Raw genomic sequence first — 23,722 nt, 5'->3', positions numbered from 1 at the left:
GGACTTTCATCAAGGATAGGCAGAGTCGTCCTTGGAAGACCACAAAAAATTACCCGCCATGACCCCAAAAATTTTGTTGAGGCCGTGACGGGACACGCATAGGCTTTGGCTTGAGTTTCCCTGTCCGGACCGGACGGGGGGAACCAAAACAGGGAGAACATAATGAAAGACAACTTCATGGACCGGCAGCGAGCACTTCTGCGGGCTGGCCGTTTGTCGCGTCGCGACTTCATAAATTCGGCAATGACGGCGGGGATCGTCCTGCCGACCGCCATGACGCTGGCCGACGGCGCAATGGCCCAGTCCGCCAAGCGCGGCGGCGATCTGAAGATCGGCCTTGGCCACGGCTCCACCACGGACAGCCTTGATCCGGGCACCTATGAAAACGGGTTCTCGACCAATGTCGGCTATATGTGGGGCAACAGCCTGACCGAGGTCGCGCCGAACGGCGAACTGGTCGGCGACCTTGTCACCGGTTGGGAAGCATCGCCCGACGCGATGACCTGGCGGATGCCGCTGCGTGAAGGCGTGACCTTCCACAATGGCAAGACCATGACCCCCGACGACGTGATCGCCTCGTTGAACTTCCACCGTGGCGAAGACTCCAAGTCTGCCGCCAAGGGCCTGTTCGCCACCGTCGACGACATCAGCGCTGACGGCAACACCCTTGTGTTCCAGCTGAACACCGGCAACGCCGACTTCCCCTTCCTGATGTCGGACTATCACCTGCTGATCATGCCGTCGGAAGGCGGGTCTGTGGACCCCAACGCCGGGATCGGCACCGGGCCCTATGTGCTGGAAGCCTTCGAACCGGGCGTGCGCTGCTTTGGCCGCCGGAACGAAAACTACCACAAGTCGGATGCCGCATGGTTCGACACCGTCGAGGTTCTGTCGATCATCGACCCGACCGCGCGCCAGAACGCTCTGATGAACGGCACCGTCCATTTCATCGACCGGGTTGACCCGAAGACCGCCAGTCTTCTGGGCCGCGCGCCGAATGTCACGATCCTCGAAAAGACCGGGTTCCTGCACTACACCATGCCGATGCGGGTCACCTCGGCCCCCTTCGACAACTATGATCTGCGGATGGCGCTGAAGTACTCGATCAAGCGTCAGGAACTGGTGGACAAGATCCTTCTGGGTCACGGCGTGATCGGCAACGACCACCCGATTTCGCCCTCGGTTCCGTTCCATGCCGCCGGTCTGGAGCAGCGGGAATTCGACGCCGACAAGGCCCGGTTCCACTTCGAAAAGTCCGGCCATTCCGGCCCGATCCAGCTGTCCACCTCGGATGCGGCCTTTGCCGGTGCGGTGGACGCCGCCCAGCTGGTCGCCGCCTCGGCCGCCGAAGCCGGGATCGAGATCGAAGTGGTCCGCGAACCGTCGGACGGCTACTGGTCGAACGTCTGGAATAAGAAGGGCTGGTGCACCTGCTACTGGGGCGGTCGCCCGACCCAGGACTGGATGTATTCCTCGGCCTATACCGCGGACACCGAATGGAACGACACCGATTGGCGCACCACGGACGCCGCGGTCCGCTTCAACGAAGTCGTGGGCCAGGCCCGTGCCGAACTGGACAACGCCAAGCGCGCCGACATGTACTTCGAGGCGCAGTCGCTGATCAACGACGACGGCGGCGCGATTGTCCCGATGTTCGCCAACTACATCATGGGTCATTCCAACATGCTGGCGCACAACGACGACGTGGCGGCCAACTGGGAACTGGACGGCTACAAGCTGACCCAGCGCTGGTGGTTCGCCTAAGTCCAGCCGGACATCTGAAACAGGAAAGGGCGCGGTGCAGACCGCGCCCTTTTCTTTTACGAAGCAAACGCGGGCACGCGTCCGACCGGGTGGGCGTGGAACACGCCCGCCTTGGGGCGGGCGGGCGTGTGCCGGGCCGCTGCGCGACCCGGCGTTCATTCGGACGTCAGCAACCCAAATGAAAACCCCGCGCGGGTCGCTCCGCGCGGGGTCAATATGTACAGATCGCGGTCCGCCTAGCTGATCTTGGTCAGCAGCTCGTCCAGCGACTTCTTGGCGTCGCCGTAGAACATCCGCGTGTTCTCTTTGTAGAACAGCGGGTTCTCGATCCCGGAATAGCCGGTCCCCTGCCCCCGCTTGGAAACAAAGACCTGCTTGGCCTTCCAGCATTCCAGAACCGGCATCCCGGCGATGGGGCTGTTGGGATCTTCCTGCGCGGCGGGGTTCACGATGTCGTTCGACCCGATCACGATGACCACATCGGTGTCCGGGAAGTCCTCGTTGATCTCGTCCATTTCCAGAACGATGTCATAGGGGACCTTCGCCTCGGCCAGAAGCACGTTCATATGGCCGGGCAGTCGGCCCGCGACCGGGTGGATCGCAAAGCGGACGTTCTTGCCCTTGGCCCGCAACCGCTTGGTCAGTTCGGAAACCGACTGCTGCGCCTGCGCCACAGCCATGCCGTAGCCGGGGATAATGATGACGTTGTCGGCCTCTTCCAGCGCGGTTGCGACACCGTCGCTGTCGATGGCGATCTGCTCGCCCTCGATCTCCATCGCGGGGCCAGAGGTGCCGCCGAAGCCGCCCAGGATCACGCTGACGAAGGACCGGTTCATGGCCTTGCACATGATGTAGGACAGGATCGCACCCGACGAGCCCACAAGCGCGCCAACCACGATCAGGAGGTCATTGCCAAGCGAGAAGCCGATCGCCGCCGCCGCCCAGCCGGAATAGCTGTTCAGCATCGACACGACGACGGGCATATCGGCCCCGCCGATCCCCATGATCAGGTGATAGCCGATGAACAGCGCGGCCAGCGTCATCAGCGCCAGCGGCAGGAAGCCCCCGGTGTTGAAGTACCAGATCAGGCAGATTGCCGAGAGGATCGCCGCCCCGGCATTGAGCGCATGGCCCCCCGGCAGTTTTTCCGCCTTGGAGCTGACCTTGCCCGCCAGTTTGCCATAGGCGATCACCGACCCGGTGAAGGTCACCGCCCCGATGAAGATGCCAAGGAACAGTTCGACCCGCAGGATGTTGATCTCGACCGCCGATTTGTGGGAAATCAGCGACCCGAAGGTGCCAAGCCCCTGATCGTGCAGCCACGCCTCGATCCCGGTTGCGGTCAGGGTGGTGGGCACGCTTGCCATGATTTCGGCCACGCGGCCGATCTCGAAATGGGCGTTGAAGCCGACGAAAACGGCCGCAAGGCCCACAAGGCTGTGCATCGCCGCGACCAGTTGCGGCATTTCGGTCATCTGGACGCGCTGCGCCACCTGATAGCCGATGATCCCGCCGCCCGCGATCAGCAGAAGCGACAGAAGCCACAAGCCCGAACCGGGGCCAATCAGCGTCGCCGCCACCGCCAGCGCCATGCCGACGATGCCATACCAGACCGCGCGCTTGGCGCTTTCCTGCCCCGACAGACCGCCGAGGGAAAGGATGAAGAGAACAGCCGCGACCACATAGGCCGCCGTGGTGAATCCGAATTCCATTGTCCCCTACCCCCTTACGATTTCTGGAACATGGCGAGCATGCGCCGCGTGACGAGGAAGCCGCCGAAGATGTTGATCCCGGCCATGAAGACCGAGAGGGCGGCAAGGAGGATCACCAGCCACGACCCGGACCCGATCTGCATCAGGGCGCCAAGGATGATGATCGACGAGATTGCGTTGGTCACCGCCATCAGCGGCGTGTGCAGCGAATGCGACACGTTCCAGATGACCTGGAAGCCGACGAAGACCGAGAGGACGAACACGATGAAGTGCTGCATGAAGCTGGCGGGGGCATAAAGCCCGGCCAGAAGCATCAGCCCGCCGCCCACGGCCAGAAGCGTGACCTGGTTCTTGGTCTGGGCCTTGAAGGCCGCGACCTCTGCGGCGCGTTTCTCTTCCGGGGTCAGCTCTTTCGGGGCTTCCTTCTTCACCGCAGCGATGGCCTGCACTTTCGGCGGCGGGGGTGGGAAGGTGATCTCGCTGGCGAAGGTCACCGTTGCGCCACGGATCACGTCGTCTTCCATGTTGTGATTGATCTGGCCGTCCTTTTCGGGGGTCAGGTCAGTCATCATGTGACGGATGTTGGTGGCGTAGAGGGTCGAGGCCTGCGCGGCCATCCGACTGGGGAAGTCGGTATAGCCGATGATGGTCACGCCGTTGTCGGTGACGATCTTTTCGTCGGCCACGGTCAGCTTGCAGTTGCCGCCCTTTTCGGCGGCAAGGTCGACGATGACCGATCCGGGCTTCATCGCCGTGACCATGTCCTCGGTCCACAGCTCCGGCGCTTCGCGGTTGGGGATCAGGGCGGTGGTGATGACGATGTCCATCTCGGGCGCAAGCTCGCGGAACTTGGCAAGCTGGGCTTCACGGAATTCCGGAGAAGAAACAGAGGCATAGCCGCCGGTCGCGGCCCCGTCCTGCTGTTCTTCCTCGAAGTCGAGGTAGACGAATTCCGCGCCCATGCTTTCGACCTGTTCGGCCACTTCGGGCCGCACGTCAAAGGCATAGGTCACGGCACCCAGAGAGGTCGAGGTGCCGATCGCGGCAAGGCCCGCAACGCCGGCCCCGACGATCAGGACCTTGGCCGGTGGCACCTTGCCCGCGGCTGTGATCTGACCGGTGAAGAAACGGCCGAAATTGTTGCCCGCTTCGATCACGGCGCGGTAGCCCGCGATATTAGCCATGGACGACAGCGCATCCATCTTCTGGGCCCGGCTGATGCGGGGGACCATTTCCATGGCGATAACGTTGGCGCCCTTCTTGGCCGCCGCCTCCATCCCTTCGGCATTGCCGCCGGGGTTGAAGAAGGTGATCAGGGTCTGGCCTTCGCGCAGGCGCTTCATTTCGGCGTCGGTGGGCACCCGGACCTTGGCCACGATATCGGCGGCTTTCCACAGGGCGGCGGCGGTCTTGACCACCTCGACCCCTGCGGCCTTGTAATCCGCGTCCGAGAACCCGGCGTTCGCGCCGGCCCCGGTTTCGATCAGGCAGTCATATCCAAGTTTTTGCAGGTCAAGGGCGGACGCAGGCGTCATGGCGACCCTGTTTTCACCCTCGATTACTTCCTTCGGAGCTCCGATTTTCACGAAAGCGTCCCCCTCTCTCTCCGTTTGCGTCCCCAGACGGCGGGCCTGCCGAAAGGGGTTTCCACCCAGTTGCGGCGCAGGGCCGCGAAATTCCTTGCCCGGTTGGTCCGGGTCTGATGTTGCGCATAGCGGGCGTCTGCGGTTTTCACAACCCGGGACGCGGCGTTTCCGACCATTCTGGACAGAATCCCGACCCCCGCTCTAATCCTTCGTCGTGCCGAACCAGCGGCGGGTTTTCATCGAGTATCGGGCGAAATCGGCCCTGAACGTGCGGCGTAGCCGGTCCTCCTCGGGCAGGATGAACCGCCGTTCCAGCACCCAGACGAAAACCGGGATCAGGGGCAGCGCAAGGGCCGCATCGAACCGCAGGATCAGCCCGGTCAGAACCAGCACATCGCCCAGATAGATCGGGTTGCGGCTGCGCCTGTAAATGCCGGATTGCACCATCTTCGCGGGCACGCGGTGCGGGATGACGGTGGTGCGCTGCTTGCGCAGCTCGGTCACCGCCAGAAGCATCAGAACCAGCCCACCGCCGATCAGCAGTCCGGCGGCAAGGTCGGACCACGCCCCGCCGAACCCAAGACCCCACGGGTCGGCTATCCCGATCCGCCAGGCAATGACCACGAAACCCGCCAGCCAGACAGGGGGGATGTCGATCCACTTCAGCATGTGCCATTCCCCTTGTTTTTCAGGCCGATCCGGTCTCGGCCAACACATTCGACACATTGCATGTATATTACAAGTCCCCTTCTAGATCTGCGTTGCATTGTCGCGATACCAGAACCGGCCAAATTTCCGAAATGTGGCGACAAAGCGGCCTATGACACAGGTTCGCCATGGTTCGGGAAAATTGAGGCAAATTTTCACTAAATGGTCACAAGATTTCCCCTTCCAAACGAAATCCTGCCCTAACCGTCAATTAATTCAAACTCTGTAAACAAAGGCCCGAGGTGTGTCCGCACTACAGGAATGCGGTGGGCGAGCAGAGAGTGGTGAAACAATATGATCGGTTATCTGGTTACGCTTGGCGACGGCAGCCTTGACAGCGGAGATTACATCTCTGCCTCCCAGTCCAATTTCACGCAGGATAGCATCATTGGAACGGGCAGCTGGAACTGGTCCGGCGTCTGGCAAGGCGATGGTCTTTTCTATTCGAACATCAACGACACCGGGGTTTATTACCTCGGGTCCGACGGCAACGTCTATTTCGTTCCGGATAACTGGTACACCACCAGCGGCGACGCCTCTGCCGTCTCTGCGCCGGCATATGTCGCCGACGATGGCATCGTTTCGGGCACGGGTGGCAGCGATTTCATCGATTCCAGCTATACCGGCGATCCCGACGGGAACGTCGTTGATGGCGCCGACGGCGACAACGACAGCATCGATGCCGGGGGCGGCAACGACACGATCATTGCCGGGTCGCTGAACGACACCATCGCGGCGGGCGACGGGAACGACGTCGTCTATGGCGACAGCACCACCACCCCGCCGGCGAGCACCTCTGAACACCTGAACTGGATCGCGCAGGGCGCGAACGGCACCAATATCGCCGGCGGGTTTACCCAAGATACCGGCGGGATGAACGTCAACGTCTCGTTCACCAATGACGGTGGCAACACGGCCGTTCAGACCTCCAGCTCGACCCAATATGTGGGCACCGGCCCCTATGCCACGAACTCTGGCCTCTATTTGGCCGGCGGCGCGGGTCCGAACGTCACCGCAACCTTCGATTTCAGCGCCGAGGCCGGATCGGGCCTGACGGGTGAAGTCCAGAACATCAGCTTCATCCTCAACGACGTGGACATGTCCGGCTGGCAGGACATCGTCACGATCAACGCCTCTGACGCGAACGGAAACCCGGTTGCCGTCACGATCACGCCCTATGGCGCGGATACGGTTTCGGGCAATACGGTTACCGCCGCAAACACCTCGGACACGCAGACCAGCACAGAGGGCGCGGTGCTTGTCGAAATCGCAGGCCCGGTTGCGACCTTCGAAATCATCTATGAAAACGGTGGAACCGCCGGTCAGGCGTTGTGGGTCACCGATGTCTACTACGACACGATTCCGATCGTTGAGGGCGACGACAGCATCAACGCCGGCATGGGCGACGACCTTGTCTATGGCGGTGGCGGCGACGACATCATCCACGGCGATGATTATACCGCGCAGACGCCGGACCCGATCACGATCGACGCCACGAACTTCACCGACACGACCAGCGGCTTTACGGTCACTGCGGTCAACGTGGTCGGCGGTGTCCAGACCGCGCCCAGCGCGGGCAACCTTGCGACCTTTACCTATAATGGTGTGACCGGGTTTGGCGCCAGCGGCAACATTTCCGACTCTGACAGCGCGGTGTCCCAGCAAACCGGCTATGACCTTGCCTCTGGCCTGTCGGAAGAACTGCACGTCAACTTCGATCAGGACATCACCGAACTCAGCTTTGATTTCAGCGTCCTGTGGACCCAAGATTTCGCCGAACAGGCGCAATGGGCGATCTATAACGATGGCGTTCTCGTCGCCTCTGGCACCTTTACCGAAGGTGTTGCCGGCAGCGGCGAAGGCACGGTTGATGTCTCCGGCTATGGCGCGTTTGACCAGATCGTCTTTTCCGGCCTACCGCAGACCGACGGCACCGACGGGTCCGACTTCCTGATCACCTCTGTCACCTACACCCCTGCCGCCGATACGGCCGGGAATGACACGCTTTACGGTGGCGCAGGCAACGACAGCATCTGGGGCGTAGACGGCGACGATACGCTTTACGGCGGCGACGGGAACGACCACCTGGACGGCGATGCCGGGAACGACATTCTCTATGGCGACGCCGGGAATGACGTGCTGGTGGGCGACAGCGGCAACGACCAGCTTTACGGCGGGTTGGGCGACGACGGGATCTATGCCTCGTCCGGCGACAACTATGTTGAGGGTGGGGCCGGGAACGACTCCATCTACATGGGCGGCGGCTATGACATCGTGAACGCCGGAGACGGCAACGACGTCATCTTTGGCGGCGCGGGTGCGGACATCCTTTCGGGCGAGGCTGGCGACGACACGATCTATTCCGGGGACGGGATCGATACAGTCGCCGGTGGCGCAGGCAACGACACCATCTTCGTCGGTTCCGGAGATCAGGCCGTTTTTGGCGGCGACGACGCTGATACCTTCATCGTCGATCCGACGCTGACGGACGGGTTTGGCAACACGAACACCGCGATCTGGGTCGACGGTGGCGCGGGCGGGCTCGACAGCGACACGCTCGATCTCTCCGCCTATCTGGCCTACCAGAACCTGTCGCAGACCCCCGATCCGGACGGCAACAGCACCTCGGGCAGTGTCCAGGTCCTCAATGCGTCGGGCGAGTGGGTCACGGTTCAGTTCGCCGAGATCGAAAACCTGACACTTCCGCCCTCGGACGGGACCGTTTCGGGCACCGCGGGCGCGGATATCATCAACTCCGGCTATTCCGGCGACCCGCAGGGCGACATGGTCGATGCGGGGGACGCGGTCCTTCCCGGTCACGCCGCCAACGACGACCTGATCGAGGCCGGCGCGGGCAACGACATCATTCAGGCCGGTGCCGGAAACGACACCGCTTATGGTGAATCGGGCAACGACACGCTCTATGCCTCGGCCGGGAACGATACGCTGTACGGCGGTGACGACGGCGACCGGTTCATCGTCACCAACACCACCTTCGACGGCGAAACCTTTGTCGGCGGCGAAGGCGGGACCGACTACGACATCCTTGATACGCCGTTCACCTCTACGGATGTGCGCAACATCACCTTCACCGGGGACGAGGCCGGGACGATCACCGATGGGTCGGCAACCGCGACCTTCTCGGAGATCGAAGCGATCTACACTGGCGCCGCGAACGACACGATCGACGCGACCCTGGACAGCTCTGGCATGGACCTCAGCACCGGGGGCGGTGACGACACCGTCATCGGCGGGTCCGGCGCCGATTGGATCATCGCCGACTTTGGCAATGACTCGGTTGCGGCCGGGGCTGGAAACGACACGGTCGAGGCTGGTGCCGGGAATGACATCGTCTATGGCGGTGCGGGCACAGACACCGTCTATGGTGGCGACGGCAACGATTTTGTCGATGCGGGCGCGGACAACGACATCGTCTACGGCGGCGCGGGCACCGATACCCTTCTGGGCGGAACCGGCGACGACACCATTTATGGTTACCAGACCTTCGGGTCCGACACCGCGGGCGACAGCATCGACGGCGGCGCCGGCAACGACGAAATCTATGGCGGCGACGGCAATGACGTGATCGCCGGTGGCGACGGCAACGACTACATCGAGGCCAACGACGGCGACAACTACATCGATGCCGGCGCGGGCGACGACTATGTCTACAGCTGGGCCGCGAACGACACCGTTCTGGGCGGCGCGGGCAACGATATCCTGTCGATGGACTGGGCCAGCCAAAGCGTCAGCGGCGGCGACGGCGACGACATCATCGAGGTCTGGGATTCCTGGGGTGCCGGTCCGCACAACATGACCGTCGTGGGCGGCGAAGGGGCCGAGACCACGGGCGACACGCTCGACCTCAGCTTCCTGTCGACCGATACTACCGTCGATCTGACCGCGAACGACCCCGAGGCCGGGACCGTGACCGATGCCAATGGCATCGTCACCTTCTCGGAGATTGAAAACATCGTCCTCAGCAGCGGCCGCGACACGATCCTGCTGGCCGATGGCTCTGGCGCCGATGCGGTCACCGGCTTCGATCTGACCGACAGCGGCGATGGCACCACCAACGACCAGCTGGACGTCTCTGCGCTGACAAATGCGTCGGGCGACCCGGTGACCACCGCCGACGTGACCGTGACCGACACCAATGGCGACGGCACCGGCGACGCGATCCTGACCTTCCCGAACGGGGAATCCATCACCCTGATCGGCGTTTCGCCGACCTCGGTCGACAGCGCCGCCGAACTGGAGGCCATCGGCATCCCCGCCGCACCGACGCTGGACGGGACCGTCAGCGGCACATCGGGTGACGACATCATCGACGCGGCCTACACCGGCGACCCGGAAGGCGATATGGTCGACGGCAACGATGCGGTCCTTGCTGGCCATGCTGGCAATGACGACCTGATCGAAGCCGGGGCCGGGAATGACTCTGTCACGGCGGGTGAAGGCAACGACACCGTATTGGGCGGTGACGGATCTGATACCATCAACGGCGGGTCCGGCAACGATATCCTCTACGGTGACAGCCCGCAGGTCGTGAGCGACCAGTTGGTCAACGGCGGCTTTGACGGGAACCTCTCCGGCTGGACCAACACCGGCTCGGTCTATTACGAATCCGGCACCGCGACCCTAAGCCAGGATAGCGGCTCTGGCACGCTGACCTATGACACGTTGCTTACCGGGCTGGACAATGGCCCGAGCGGCGACGGGACCGCCCAGATCCAGGTTGATCTGAGCTGGGGCAACGGTCTTCCCGATCTGACCGGCACCGCGACCCTTGAACTCCAGATCGATGGTGTCACCTACGCCATCCTGGAAACCGGGGGCCAGAACGGCTCGACCGGCACGATCACCTACCTCAACGGTGCATCCGGTTCGACAACGACGGTGACCGCCGGGACGCTGACCTCTGTGGTCATCGATCTCCCCGCTGGCATATCTTCGACCGGAACGCTCAGCTTCGTCTACGACGCGGCGTCCGGGGGCTCGCGCGATGACCTTTGGGTCCACGAAGTTCAGGTTCTGACCTATCCGTCCGATGGCGGCGACGACACCTTTGTCCTGAACGATTCCTTCGGCAACGACACCATCATCGGTGGCGAGCTGGGTGAAACCGGTGGCGACAAGATCGACGCCGAGACGGTGACCGCCGACACCACCCTGAACTTCACCGCCAACGAAGCCGGGACCTTGTCGGACGGCACCTCGACCGCGACCTTCTCCGAGATCGAGGTCTTCTCGCTCGGCTCTGGCAACGATGTCGTCGATGCCTCCGCCACCACGGTCGGCGTGACGGTCCATGCGGGCGCTGGCGACGATTCCATGCTGGGCGGCGATGGCGACGACATCCTGATCGGCGGCACCGGCGCGGACACGCTGAACGGCGGCGCGGGTAACGACCTTCTGGATCTTGGCGAAGGCGCGCCGGACGGCGACGCGGATGTCATCATCCTGACCGACGGGTTCGGCAATGACAGCGTCGACAACTTCGATGCGCCGACCGCCAATGGCGACGGCACCTTCACCGGCATCGACACGCTGGATGTGACGGGGCTCACCGATGCGGGTGGCGATCCGGTCAACGTTTGGGACGTGACCGTCACCAACGACGGCGGTGGCAATGCGGTCCTGACTTTCCCGAATGGTGAATCCATCGTGATCAACGGGGTCGACCCGCTGGTCGCCGATGATCCTCTGTGGCTGAACGCCATCGGCATCCCCCTGTCCGACGGCACGATCGAGGGCACCGCGGGCGCCGACGTGATCAACGGCGTCTATACCGGCGACCCCGACGGGGACATGGTCGACAACAACGATGCGATCCTGCCGGGCCACGGGCCCAATGCGGACCTCATCTATGCCTATGGCGGGGACGACACGATTTCTTCCGGCCTGGGCGACGCGACCATCTATGCGGGCGACGGCAACGACGAAGTCTACGGTGGCGTCGATGGCGGCAATGAAACCGTCTATGGCGGCACCGGCAACGACACGATTTCCACCTTCGATGGCGAAGACACCATCTTTGGCGGCGCTGACGACGACCTGATCTTTGGCGGCGGCCATGCCGACGTGATTTCCGGCGATGCCGGCAATGACATCATCAACGGCGGCACCGGGGACGACCAGCTTTTCGGTGGCGATGATGCCGACCGCTTCGTCATGGAAGCCGGGTTTGGCAGCGATGTCATCGTCGGTGGCGAAGGCGGGACCGACAGCGATACCATCTGGTCGACCCAGGGGATCGACGTCACCGTCACCATGACCGGCGACGAGGCTGGCACGATCACCGATGGCGCCTCGACCGCGACCTTTTCGGAAATCGAAGCAATCGAAACCGAAGGTGGCGATGACAAGGTCGACCTGAGCCTCGATAGCTCCGGTATGTTTGTCGACTCCGGCGCAGGCAACGACAGCATCACGGGTGGCAGCGGCTCCGACAGCATCGTCGCCGGGGCAGGCAATGATGTGGTCTATGGTAATGCCGGCGACGACACAATCCGCACGAATGATGGCTCTGACACAATTTTCGGTGGCGACGGTGCCGACAATATCATGGCCGGTCAGGACAACGATATCGTCTACGGGGGCAGCGGCGCCGATAACATCAACGGCGACTCCGGTGCCGACCTCATCTATGGCGGAACGGGTGCTGACAGCATTGATGGCGGCACCGGGAACGATACGATCGTCTTCTCGGAAGGCGATATCGCTCGTGGGCAAGACGGCGACGATACACTTGTCCTTGAGGACCTTGGAGAGCTGACCAACGGGACCATTACCGTTTCCGGCGGAAATAATGCCGAAACCCTCGGCGGCGGTGACACCCTGCAACTGGGCGATCTGGCTGATCTGTCGACGCTGAACATCACCAGCACTACGACCAACGCCAGCGGCAATACCTCCTATTCCGGCTCGGTGACGCTGGACGATGGCACGATCCTGAACTTCAGCGAGATCGAGAACATCATCTGCTTCACCACCGGAACCCGGATCGCCACGCCGCATGGCGCGCGTTCGATCGAGGACCTGAAGGTTGGCGATCTGGTCGTCACCCGCGACCACGGGCTGCGCCCGATCCGCTGGATCCAGTCGCGGACCGTTCCGGCGATGGATCGTTTCGCGCCGATCCGGCTGCGCCGCGGGGTGATCCGCGGGCTGGAAAACGATCTTGTCGTTTCCCCCCAGCACCGGATGCTGTTCCAGGGCTACGAGGCGGAACTGCTGTTCGGCGAGACCGAAGTTCTGGTCTCGGCCAAACATCTGGTCAACGGCAAGGACGTGACCGTGGAAGAAGGCGGCACGGTCACCTACTACCACATGCTGTTTGACGAACATGAGATCGTCTATGCCGAAGGGGCTGCGACCGAAAGCTTCCACCCGGGCGATATCGGCATGACCGGGATCACCGACGAAGCCCGTGAAGAACTGTTCGCGGTCTTCCCGGAACTGCGGTCGATGCCGCGCTGCTATGGCGACACGGCCCGCCGCGTGCTCAAGCAGTACGAAGCGCAGCTGATCCGGATCTGATCACCCCTGCCCCCGCGCGGCGCGACCGCGCGGGGGATCAGTTGATCCCGTTGACCTGTTGCAGACGGCGGATATAGGCGACAATCGCCGCGACCTCGCCTTCTGTAATTCCTTCGACCGGGGGCATATCCCCAAACCGCCAGTGGTGCGCCCGCACGCCATTGCGGGCGGCCAGCAGGAACGCCATGTCGCCATGGTGCGACGGTTCATAGATCTTGTGAATCAGCGGCGGGCCATAACCGTCGCGCCCGGCGGCATTCTGCCCGTGACAATCGACGCAGTAGGTATCAAAGGCCAGCTTACCGAACTCGGCGTTGCCGCCCAGCATCTCCGGCACTGTTACCTCGACCAATGGCGCAGCGGCAGCGGGGTCGGTTTGCGCTTCGGCCACCCTACCCTGTCCCATCACAACCGATAGAGCCGCGACGGCGGCCAGCCCGGCCGCGCCAATGAAGATTATATTCTTCTTCATTCATTCCTCCTGCATTCTGGCGCCCGTTTGCAGGGTTCCCCCACTGGAAGGTCAAGCCCCCATGCGCAGGCGTGGGGCTGTTTTCGCCTGTTGCCAGTCCCGCGCCGCTGCACCGAATGCTTCGAACAGCGGGCGCGATACCGGGTCACTGCCCGCGTTCCATTCCGGATGCCATTGGACCGACATGGTAAACCCCGGTGCGCCGTCGATATAAATTGCCTCGGGTGTGCCATCGGGCGCGTGGCCGTCGATCACCACGCGGGACCCCGGCGACTTGATCCCCTGCCCGTGCAGCGTATTGGTCATCACCTCGCGCGCGCCGAACAGTCGGTGGAACGGCCCGCCTTCGGTCAGGGACACGACGTGACGCAGGGCGAATTTCTCTTCCAGGGTGCCGTCGGGCGGCATCCGGTGGTTATCGCGCCCCGGCAGGTCGCGGATTTCCGGGTACAGCGTCCCACCCATGGCCACGTTGACCTCTTGAAAGCCTCGGCAGATTCCCATGAACGGCTGGCCCCGATCGACACAGGCCCGGATCAGCGGCAGGGTGATCGCATCGCGGCACCGGTCGAAATCGCCGTGGGCCGGGGTCTCGGCCTCACCATATTCCTCGGGGTGGACATTGGGGCGCCCGCCGGTCAGCAGGAAACCGTCACAGATTTCAAGCAGTTCATCGACCCGCACCATCGCGGGGTCCGCCGGGATGATCATCGGCAGCGCGTTCGACACCGACGCCACCGCGCAAGAGTTCATCGTGCCGCCCGCATGGGTGGGGTAGCTGCCGTCCAGAAGGTAGGAATTACCAATAATCCCGATCACGGGGCGCGTCATACCGTAGTCTCCCATTCCTGACAGGAGAATAGGGCCGCTCTGCGCCTCGGGGAAGAGGCACATATGCGGGCAATGTCACACGCCCTTGTGCAGCGGCGCACGAAACCGCGCGCCGCTGTAGGATCAATGGTTGCGCTGCGCCTTCAACTCCAGCCGCCGCCGGTGCAAAACCGGTTCGGTATAACCCGAGGGCTGAACCCGCCCCTGAAACACCAGATCGCAGGCGGCCTGAAAGGCGATTCCGTCGAATTCGGGCGCCATGGGGCGGTAGGTCGGGTCGCTTGCGTTCTGCCGGTCCACCACGGTGGCCATCTTCTGCATGGCGGTCATCACCTCGGCCTCGGACACGATGCCATGGTGCAGCCAGTTGGCAAGATGCTGGGACGAGATGCGGCAGGTGGCGCGGTCTTCCATCAGGCCGACATCATGGATGTCCGGCACCTTGGAACAGCCGATCCCGGCGTCGATCCAGCGCACCACATAACCAAGGATGCCCTGGGCGTTGTTCTCGACCTCACTCAGGATCTGGTCGCGGGTCCATTTCTGATAGGTCGCCAGCGGGATATCGAGGATCGTATCCACATGGGCACGGCGACCGCCCTTGCGCAGCTTGGCCTGCACGGCGAAAACATCCACCTTGTGATAATGCAGCGCGTGCAACGTGGCGGCGGTGGGGGACGGCACCCAGGCACAATTCGCCCCGGCCTTGGGATGTTCGATCTTCTGTTCCAGCATCGCCGCCATCAGATCGGGCATGGCCCACATGCCCTTGCCGATCTGGGCGCGGCCAGACAGGCCGCATTCCAGCCCGATATCGACGTTGCGGTTTTCATAGCCGCCGATCCAGGCCTTGCGCTTGATGAAATCCTTGCGGCTGAACGGCCCGGCTTCCATCGAGGTGTGGATCTCGTCGCCGGTGCGATCAAGAAAGCCGGTGTTGATGAAGGCCACCCGCGATTTCGCGGCACGGATACATTCCTTGAGGTTGACCGAGGTGCGCCGTTCCTCGTCCATGATACCCAGTTTCACGGTGTGACGCGGCAGGCCCAGCATGTCTTCGACGTGATCGAATATGGCGCTGGCAAAGCCGACCTCTTCCGGGCCGTGCATCTTGGGCTTGACCACATAGACCGATCCGTGGACCGAATTGCCGCTGTCGCGTTGCAGGTCATGCATTGCGATCAGCGTGGTGATGGCCGCATCCATCAGCCCCTCAAAGGCTTCGTTCCCGTCGCGATCAAGGATCGCCGGATTGGTCATCAGGTGGCCCACGTTGCGGATCCACAGCAGCGCCCGGCCCTTCAGAACCAGTTCGCCGCCATCGGGGGCGGTATAGGTCAGGTCGGGGTTCAGGCGGCGGGTAAAGGTTTTGCCGCCTTTCGACACTTCCTCGGTCAGGTTGCCCTGCATCAGGCCCAGCCAGTTGGAATAGGCCTGCACCTTGTCCTCGGCATCGACGCAGGCGACGGAATCCTCGCAATCCATGATCGCCGACATCGCGCTTTCCAGCCGCACATCGGCCAGAAGCGCCTGATCCCGGCTGCCAATCGGATGGGCGCGGTCGAAGACCAGTTCGACATGCAGCCCGTTGTTGCGCAACAGGATCGCGTCGGGGGCCTTTGGGTTGCCCCGGAAGCCCACGAATTTCGACGGGTCGATCAACGGCCGGTCATCGACCAGAAGCTGGCCCTTTTCCACATGGTAACGGCGCACGTCGGCGTGGCTGGTGCCCTCGATGGGAAAGGTTTCGTCAAGGAAGACGCGCGCCCGCGCAACGACCCGCGCGCCCCGGCCCCGCTCATAGCCACCGGCCGGCGCGGGGCTACCCATGGCATCGGTCCCGTAAAGACAGTCATACAGGCTGCCCCAGCGGGCGTTCGCGGCGTTCAGCGCATAGCGGGCATTGGTGATCGGCACCACCAGCTGCGGACCGGGCACCTTGGCGATTTCCGGGTCTACGTTGGCGGTGTCGATCTCGAAATCCGCACCTTCGGGCAGCAGATAGCCGATCTCGGTCAGGAAGGCCTTGTAGGCCTCGTGGTCATGCGGCTTGCCCCGATGCGCGATGTGCCAATCGTCGATCTGGCTTTGCAGCGCCTCGCGCTTGTCCAGCAGGGCGCGGTTGCGCGGGCCGAAATCATGGACCAGCGACGAAAACCCTTGCCAGAAGGCATCCGGATCGACCCCGGTTCCGGGCAGGGCCGCCCCGTCGATGAATTGCGCCAATTCGGCCGCCACCTGCAGCCCGTGCTTTTCGATGCGATCGGTCATGGTTCCTCCGGCAAATGCATACCGCTGTATGCGGTTTCATCCGATGTAGCGCATCGCCCACCGCCCGACAACGCGCGCGACCCAAACCATCCCCCGAAAAAGCGGGAAAGTGCTTTCGCGATTTTTTGTCAGTTGGCCCGGCTTGCGGGCAGCTAAGCCCGGTCCTAGGGTCGGCCCGACAACGACAGGAGCCACAGATGAAAGACGCCAGCCCGCAGACCATCTACCTGAAAGATTACACGCCCTTCGGCTGGATCGTGGACCGGGTGCAGCTGACCTTCCGCCTGTCGCCAACCGCGACGCGGGTTCTGTCGCGGATCGAGTACCGTCCCAATCCGGCGGCAACGCCCGGTGCGTTCTTCCTGCATGGCACCGACATGACCCTGATCAGCGCACGCATCGACGGGACGCTTGTCACACCCAGCCTGACCGACGAGGGGCTGACCTGCGATGTGCCCGATGGTCCGTTCATCTGGGAGGCCGAGGTCGAGATCGACCCCGCCGCCAATACCGCGCTTGAGGGGCTCTACCTGTCGAACGGCATGTTCTGCACCCAATGCGAGGCCGAGGGGTTCCGCAAGATCACCTATTATCCGGACCGCCCCGATGTCATGGCCCCCTTTGCCGTGCGGATCGAAAGCGACCTGCCAGTGCTTTTGTCGAACGGCAACCCGGTGGCACAGGGGCCGGGCTGGGCGGAATGGGACGATCCCTGGCCGAAGCCCGCCTATCTGTTTGCGCTCGTCGCAGGCGACCTTGTCGCGCTGAAGGATAGGTTCACCACATTGTCCGGCCGTGAGGTAGAGCTTGCCATCTGGACCCGCGCGGACGAGGCACACAAGACCGCCTTTGGCATGGAGGCATTGAAGAAATCCATGCGCTGGGACGAAGAGGTCTATGGCCGGGAATACGATCTGGACGTGTTCAACATCGTCGCCGTCTCCGATTTCAACATGGGCGCGATGGAAAACAAGGGGCTGAACATCTTCAACTCCTCCTGCGTCCTTGCCTCGCCCGACACATCGACCGATGCCATTTTCGAACGGATCGAAGGCATCATCGCGCACGAGTATTTCCACAACTGGACCGGCAACCGGATCACCTGCCGCGACTGGTTCCAACTGTGTCTGAAGGAAGGGCTGACGGTTTTCCGCGATCAGCAGTTCACATCCGACATGCGGTCCGAACCGGTCAAGCGGATCGACGATGTGCTGGTCCTGCGGGCGCATCAGTTCAAGGAAGACAACGGCCCGTTGGCCCACCCCGTCCGGCCCGACCATTTCGTCGAGATCAACAACTTCTACACCGCCACGGTCTATGAAAAAGGGGCCGAGGTGATCCGGATGCTGAAGCTGCCGGTCGGCGACGCCGCCTATGACAAGGCGCTGGCGCTTTACTTTGACCGGCATGACGGGGACGCAGCCACGATCGAGGATTGGTTGCAGGTGTTCGAAGACGCCACCGGGCGCGACCTGACCCAGTTCAAACGCTGGTACGAACAGGCGGGCACCCCGCGCCTGACCGTCACGGACGACTTCAAAGACGGCACTTATACCCTTAATTTCAAACAGGAAACGCAGCCGACCCCCGGTCAGCCGGTCAAAGACCCGCGGGTGATCCCGATTGCCGTGGGCCTGTTGAACCCGAACGGGGACGAGGTGGTGCCGACCACCCTTTTGGAAATGTCCGGGGCTGAACAAAGTTTCCGCTTCGAAGGATTGGCCGCGCGGCCCGTCCCGTCGATCCTGCGCGGATTTTCCGCCCCGGTGATCCTGCAGCGCGACACCACGAACGCGGAGCGGGCGTTCCTTCTGGCCCATGACACCGACCCCTTTAACAAATGGGAGGCCGGGCGCAGCCTTGCGCTGGACGCGCTGACCCGGATGATCCGCGATGATGCCGCGCCGGATGCGGGCCTTCTGGATGCGCTGGACCGGGCGCTTGCGGATGAAACGCTTGACCCGGCGTTCCGCGCCTTTCTGCTGGCTCTCCCGTCCGAGGATGAACTGGCCCAAAGCCTGTTCGACGCCGGGACGACCCCCGATCCGGCGCTGATCCACGACCGGCGCGAGGCGCTGCGCAACGCCGTGGCCACCCACTGCGGCGGCACGCTGGCAGCGCTTTACGACCGCCATCAAGTGCACGGCCCCTATTCGCCCGACGCGGAACCGGCCGGCAAGCGGGCGCTGACCAACGCAGCCCTGTCGCTACTGACCCTGACGGACGGCGGCGCCCGCGCCCGCGCCCAGTTCGCCCGCGCCGATAACATGACACTGTCGCAGGCCGCACTTGGCGCGCTCTTGTCGATCGGATCCGGTCAGGACGAACTGGCCGCGTTCGAGGCGAAGTGGACCGCCGACAAGCTGGTGATGGACCGCTGGTTCGGGATGCAGGTGGCCCATGCCGCCCCCGACCGGGTGGCAGAAACCGTTGCGGCCCTGACCACGCGGCCCGATTTCGACATGAAGAACCCGAACCGGTTCCGCGCGGTGTTCGGGGCGCTGTCGGGCAATGCGGCGGGGTTCCACCATGCCTCGGGCAGTGGCTATGATCTGATGGCAGATTGGCTGATTCGACTGGATGACATCAACCCCCAGACCACCGCGCGGATGACCACCGCCTTCCAATCTGCAAAGCGATACGATGCGGACCGCAAGGCCAAGATCCGAGCCGCCCTGGGACGGATCATGGCCAAGGACAGGCTGAGCCGGGACACCCGCGAAATGGCGGAACGGATTCTGGGCGATCTTTAGCCTTTTGGCCGGGCGACAGGGCGCAGGCTGGTCAGGACCGCGGCTTGCGGTTGGCAATAATCCTGCGCCCGTGTCCATGTCTGCATTTCCGCAATCTTCGATCGGTTTGTCATCGGCCCCCAATCGGCGGCCACGCCGCGCCAGCGGCTGTCGCGCAGCGCCACGGCCTGATCCCGCGTCACGGTGACCGCCATGATCCGGGCCGCGCAAGACAGGTTGTCGGCGGGATCTTTCAGGGCCTCCCCTGTCCGCGCCCGGCAGCCATAGCGGCGGGCCGTATCCGGGTAGATCTGAAGCAGGCCATACCATTTCCCGCCCCCGCCGACGGCATCGGGGTTCCATGTGCTTTCGTGCCGGGCCAGTGCCGACATCATCCCGACCCAGAAGGCGCGGCGGCGGTCGGGTGGATTCTGTGGATAGGCCGGACACCACGCCGCGATATCACGCGGCACCACATCGACCATCGCCGCCCCATGCGCCGAAAGGGCCGACATCGCGGCCCGTGTCCACAGGGCCGCGCCGGGCCGGTGGTCCCAGCGGGCATCGGGCAGATATCGGGGCCGGGCACGCGGCCGAACACTGGCCGGGCCTTCGTTCACCACGACCGGCCCGCGCAGCATCCAGACGGGCCGCGCCTGCGGCCGGACCGCAGACAGGCGCAGCGCCGCCGCATCGGATAGCAGCGGGGGTTGCAGGCCGGATTGGTCGGGATCGGCGAAAACCGCCGCACTGAATACCCAAAGCCCAACCATCCCCCCAAGGATTAGCCGAACAGCAAACATGAAACTCAGACTGCGCCCCCTGCCCGCCCCCTGACAAGCCTTATTTCGCATAGGCTCCGCCCCTTGCAGGAAACCGCGCTTCGGCCTAGACAACGCGGAACGAAAATCCGAAGGACGCCGCCCCATGCTCGACCTGACCTATGACTCCCCGAAACCCAAGGTGATTGCCGGTGCCACCGGCGATTGGGAACTGGTGATCGGGATGGAAGTGCACGCGCAGGTCGCGTCCAAGGCCAAGCTGTTTTCCGGCGCCTCGACCCAATTCGGCGCAGAACCCAATTCCAACGTCGCCTTCGTGGACGCGGGCATGCCCGGCATGCTGCCCGTCATCAACGAAGGCTGCGTTGAAATGGCGGTGCGCACGGGGCTTGGACTGAAGGCCGAGATCAACCTGTTCTCTGCCTTCGACCGGAAGAACTATTTCTACCCGGACCTGCCGCAGGGCTACCAGATTTCGCAGCTGTATCACCCCATCGTGGGCGAAGGCGAGGTCCTGGTGGAGATGGGCAACGGCATGGCGCGGCTGGTGCGGATCGAACGCATTCACCTTGAACAGGACGCGGGCAAGTCGATCCATGACATGGACCCGGCGATGTCCTTCGTCGACCTGAACCGGACCGGCGTGGCGCTGATGGAAATCGTCAGCCGCCCCGACATTCGCGGCCCGGAAGAGGCCGCCGCCTATGTCGTCAAACTGCGCCAGATCCTGCGTTATCTGGGCACCTGCGACGGGAACATGCAGAACGGCAACCTGCGGGCCGACGTGAACGTCTCGGTCTGCCGTCCGGGCGATTATGAACGCTATCAGGCGACGCAGGATTTCGGCCACCTCGGCACCCGGTGCGAGATCAAGAACATGAACTCCATGCGGTTCATTCAGGCCGCCATCGACTACGAGGCGCGGCGCCAGATCGCCATCCTTGAAGACGGCGGCAAGGTGGATCAGGAAACCCGGCTCTATGACCCGGACAAGAACGAAACCCGGTCAATGCGGTCCAAGGAAGAGGCGCATGATTACCGCTACTTCCCCGATCCGGACCTGCTGCCGCTCGAGATCGAGCAAGCTTGGGTGGACGACATCGCCGCCCGCCTGCCGGAACTGCCCGATGCCAAGAAGGCCCGGTTCATCAATGACTTCGGCCTGTCGGACTATGACGCATCGGTGCTGACCGCCGAGGTCGCCAATGCCGCCTATTTCGAAAAAGTGGCCGAGGGGCGCGATGGCAAGCTGGCCGCCAACTGGGTCATCAACGAGCTGTTCGGCCGGTTGAAGAAAGAAGACCACACGATCGAGGAGAGCCCGGTCACGCCCGAACAGCTGGGCAAGATCGTCGGCCTCATTTCGTCGGACGCCATTTCCGGCAAGATCGCCAAAGACCTGTTCGAGATCATCTATACCGAAGGCGGGGACCCCGAAGCCATCGTCGAAGAGCGCGGCATGAAGCAGGTCACCGACACCGGCGCGATCGAGGCGGCCGTGGACGAGGTGATCGCCGCGAATCCCGGTCAGGTGGAAAAGGCGCAACAGAACCCCAAGCTGGCCGGCTGGTTCGTGGGCCAGGTGATGAAGGCTACCGGTGGCAAGGCCAACCCCAAAGCCGTCGACAGCCTCGTGAAGGCCAAGCTCGGGATCGAATAAGCGTAATCAAACTGACGAACGCAAACCGCCGTGGCAAACCCGCGGCGGTTTGTGCTTTCTGGGGATGGGTCCTGCCGTCCACAATCAGAACGATCTTCCACTGAAGATACGGCAGATCAAACGGGATTCTTCGACCGCTCCCGCTAACACCTGTTGCCCCAACGGACGATCCGGAACGATACTATCGGGTCTTTGGAAGTGGTGCCCGGGGGCGGAATCGAACCACCGACACGAGGATTTTCAATCCATAAAGTCACATAAGAATAAATCGTTCCGAAACAAGGTGTTACCATCTTTCTTTCGGTGCGCTTGGTCACCCTTACATCACCCCTAAATACTGTTGACAAGGGTCACCAGCCCTTGCGTGGCGGCGCGGGTTCGTTGCGGTGTGCCATTTTGAAACTGTCCGGGATCAAATCACCAGAGTCGTTACAAGCTCCCGTTGATCACCTTCAAAGAGGTGAGCGTAGGTATCCAGTGTGATTGCTGCCGTCGCGTGTCCCATGAGCGTTTGTAATTCTTTTAGGTTCGCACCTTTCTTCACCAAGCGGGATGCGTAGTGATGCCTAAATGCATGGAAGGCGCGGTTTCGGCTCACTCTAACAAACCTCGGGTCCGACTTTGATTCCGCCAAGGCGTCAGCACGTTCCTTGAGCGGTTCGAGCATGCGTGAGTACAAATTGCTACCGCAGATCGGAACGTCACTTTCGGTGCCAAAAGCCAATATTCGGCTATGGTCCCCAAGCCATTCCTTGAGGACTTCTTCAAGGATCGGGTGGAGAGGAATATCCCGCACAGCATCAGCCGTTTTCACGTATCCTACGTCACCTTTTTCCGGCGCGCTTTGGGTGATCTTTATTACTCCGTCACGCGGGAGGAAGTCCTTTCTGGGGAAGCCACGCGCTTCGCTAATTCGAGTCCCGGTATAAACGAGGAAGTAGAGCATTGGACGATACCTCGCCCAAACGCGACGAGTTTGCAGTTTGTCATCCTGTGCCAAACTGTCTGCCGCAGCCAGCATCGTGTACACTTCATCGGGAGTGTAAGTCTTTTCGTCGCGCTCCATGCGTTCGCGGATTTTCTCCTTGTTCGTCGGCGACGTATCAATGTCGTGTGAGGGGACTTCAGTGATGTAGTCACAGGCCTTAGCGTGTTTCAGTACCGCAGTGATCAGACGCAACGTCTCCTTGCGCGTCTTTCGGGAAAAACCGGCCAAAACGCATGTATCGTAAACCTCTTCAAAGTGCTGCCTGCTGACGTTTGCAATCAGGACGCTCCCAATTGCCGGGTAAATCCGTTCCCGCAAATAGGACTCGTACACCCTCAATGTGATCGGTGCGATGGGATCGCCACGCCGTGGATGCTCTTTTACTGTAAGGTAGGATTGAGCTACGGCTTTGAAAGTAGGGTTTTCTCCTGTCTTGCGAGGCCTTTTGCGCTTGCGGTCCTTCGCGGTGTCAATGTTTTTCTGAGATCGAAATAGCTCAGCCTCCGCACGTGTGTCGAAAGCCTCCTGCACCTCCTTTTCACCGTTCTTCCAGCGGACGGCGTACGGCTTTTCCTTCCGCTTCAACTTAATCACTTTTGCCATGAATCACCCCTGATACTTATGTGTCGGTGATGGTAGCGCATCCCGTGCCACAGATTGAGGTCACTTCATGG

The 23,722-nt window shown here is 62.5% G+C and carries 11 protein-coding genes and 1 pseudogene; 4 read left to right on the top strand and 8 right to left on the bottom strand.

Annotation, left to right across the window (positions count from 1 at the left end):
- Positions 1-162 precede the first annotated feature (162 nt).
- Positions 163-1,764 carry an ABC transporter substrate-binding protein gene (locus EU803_RS16770; RefSeq protein WP_129684965.1) on the top strand — a complete coding sequence of 534 codons (1,602 nt, stop codon included), beginning with the start codon at positions 163-165 and terminating at the stop codon, positions 1,762-1,764.
- Between the two features lie 236 nt (positions 1,765-2,000).
- Here EU803_RS16770 and EU803_RS16765 read toward each other — a convergent pair whose 3' ends face one another.
- The 3 genes from EU803_RS16765 to EU803_RS16755 form a co-directional block, all read right to left on the bottom strand.
- The gene (locus tag EU803_RS16765; RefSeq protein ID WP_129684963.1) at positions 2,001-3,476 is read right to left on the bottom strand and encodes an NAD(P)(+) transhydrogenase (Re/Si-specific) subunit beta; all 1,476 of its coding nucleotides are present in this window, start codon (positions 3,474-3,476) and stop codon (positions 2,001-2,003) included.
- Between the two features lie 14 nt (positions 3,477-3,490).
- Positions 3,491-5,062: a Re/Si-specific NAD(P)(+) transhydrogenase subunit alpha gene (locus tag EU803_RS16760; protein ID WP_129684961.1), complete on the bottom strand. Its 1,572-nt coding sequence runs from the start codon at positions 5,060-5,062 to the stop codon at positions 3,491-3,493.
- A gap of 201 nt (positions 5,063-5,263) precedes the next feature.
- On the bottom strand, positions 5,264-5,728 hold the full coding sequence (locus tag EU803_RS16755; RefSeq protein WP_129685023.1) for a methyltransferase: 465 nt from the start codon (positions 5,726-5,728) through the stop codon (positions 5,264-5,266).
- A gap of 336 nt (positions 5,729-6,064) precedes the next feature.
- On the opposite strand from EU803_RS16755, the gene EU803_RS16750 reads away from it, so the two are divergent.
- Positions 6,065-13,312, top strand: coding sequence for a Hint domain-containing protein (locus EU803_RS16750; protein ID WP_129684959.1), 7,248 nt, complete (start codon positions 6,065-6,067; stop codon positions 13,310-13,312).
- A 37-nt stretch (positions 13,313-13,349) separates the two neighbouring features.
- Here EU803_RS16750 and EU803_RS16745 read toward each other — a convergent pair whose 3' ends face one another.
- From EU803_RS16745 to EU803_RS16735, 3 genes and pseudogenes are all read right to left on the bottom strand, one after another.
- Positions 13,350-13,784, bottom strand: coding sequence for a c-type cytochrome (locus EU803_RS16745; RefSeq protein ID WP_129684957.1), 435 nt, complete (start codon positions 13,782-13,784; stop codon positions 13,350-13,352).
- Between the two features lie 51 nt (positions 13,785-13,835).
- Positions 13,836-14,676, bottom strand: a pseudogene (locus tag EU803_RS16740) (gamma-glutamyl-gamma-aminobutyrate hydrolase family protein).
- A gap of 62 nt (positions 14,677-14,738) precedes the next feature.
- On the bottom strand, positions 14,739-16,886 hold the full coding sequence (locus tag EU803_RS16735; protein WP_129684953.1) for a malate synthase G: 2,148 nt from the start codon (positions 16,884-16,886) through the stop codon (positions 14,739-14,741).
- A gap of 197 nt (positions 16,887-17,083) precedes the next feature.
- Between EU803_RS16735 and pepN the strand changes: the two genes are divergently transcribed.
- Positions 17,084-19,639, top strand: coding sequence for an aminopeptidase N (gene pepN, locus EU803_RS16730; protein WP_129684951.1), 2,556 nt, complete (start codon positions 17,084-17,086; stop codon positions 19,637-19,639).
- Here pepN and EU803_RS16725 read toward each other — a convergent pair.
- Positions 19,636-20,421, bottom strand: coding sequence for a transglycosylase SLT domain-containing protein (locus EU803_RS16725; RefSeq protein ID WP_242494400.1), 786 nt, complete (start codon positions 20,419-20,421; stop codon positions 19,636-19,638). The two genes, pepN and EU803_RS16725, sit on opposite strands and share 4 nt — an antisense overlap.
- Before the next feature lie 124 nt (positions 20,422-20,545).
- Here EU803_RS16725 and gatB point away from each other — a divergent pair, with 124 nt between their 5' ends.
- Positions 20,546-22,060, top strand: coding sequence for an Asp-tRNA(Asn)/Glu-tRNA(Gln) amidotransferase subunit GatB (gatB, locus tag EU803_RS16720; protein WP_129684949.1), 1,515 nt, complete (start codon positions 20,546-20,548; stop codon positions 22,058-22,060).
- A gap of 412 nt (positions 22,061-22,472) precedes the next feature.
- Here the strand turns inward: gatB and EU803_RS16715 are convergent, their stop codons facing one another.
- Positions 22,473-23,651: a site-specific integrase gene (locus tag EU803_RS16715; protein WP_129684947.1), complete on the bottom strand. Its 1,179-nt coding sequence runs from the start codon at positions 23,649-23,651 to the stop codon at positions 22,473-22,475.
- Positions 23,652-23,722 lie beyond the last annotated feature (71 nt).

This window comes from Loktanella sp. IMCC34160 (assembly GCF_004145845.1).
Taxonomy (GTDB): Bacteria; Pseudomonadota; Alphaproteobacteria; order Rhodobacterales; family Rhodobacteraceae; genus SELP01.
This window is presented reverse-complemented; position numbering and strand designations above follow the sequence as displayed.

Bases quoted from the DNA above. Each gene is read 5' to 3' on its own strand.
- EU803_RS16745 (WP_129684957.1), bottom strand. From the start codon at position 13,784: ATGAAGAAGAATATAATCTTCATTGGCGCGGCCGGGCTGGCCGCCGTC.
- EU803_RS16715 (WP_129684947.1), bottom strand. From the start codon at position 23,651: ATGGCAAAAGTGATTAAGTTGAAGCGGAAGGAAAAGCCGTACGCCGTC.
- EU803_RS16765 (WP_129684963.1), bottom strand. From the start codon at position 3,476: ATGGAATTCGGATTCACCACGGCGGCCTATGTGGTCGCGGCTGTTCTC.
- EU803_RS16750 (WP_129684959.1), top strand. From the start codon at position 6,065: ATGATCGGTTATCTGGTTACGCTTGGCGACGGCAGCCTTGACAGCGGA.
- EU803_RS16735 (WP_129684953.1), bottom strand. From the start codon at position 16,886: ATGACCGATCGCATCGAAAAGCACGGGCTGCAGGTGGCGGCCGAATTG.
- gatB (WP_129684949.1), top strand. From the start codon at position 20,546: ATGCTCGACCTGACCTATGACTCCCCGAAACCCAAGGTGATTGCCGGT.
- EU803_RS16770 (WP_129684965.1), top strand. From the start codon at position 163: ATGAAAGACAACTTCATGGACCGGCAGCGAGCACTTCTGCGGGCTGGC.
- EU803_RS16725 (WP_242494400.1), bottom strand. From the start codon at position 20,421: ATGTTTGCTGTTCGGCTAATCCTTGGGGGGATGGTTGGGCTTTGGGTA.
- pepN (WP_129684951.1), top strand. From the start codon at position 17,084: ATGAAAGACGCCAGCCCGCAGACCATCTACCTGAAAGATTACACGCCC.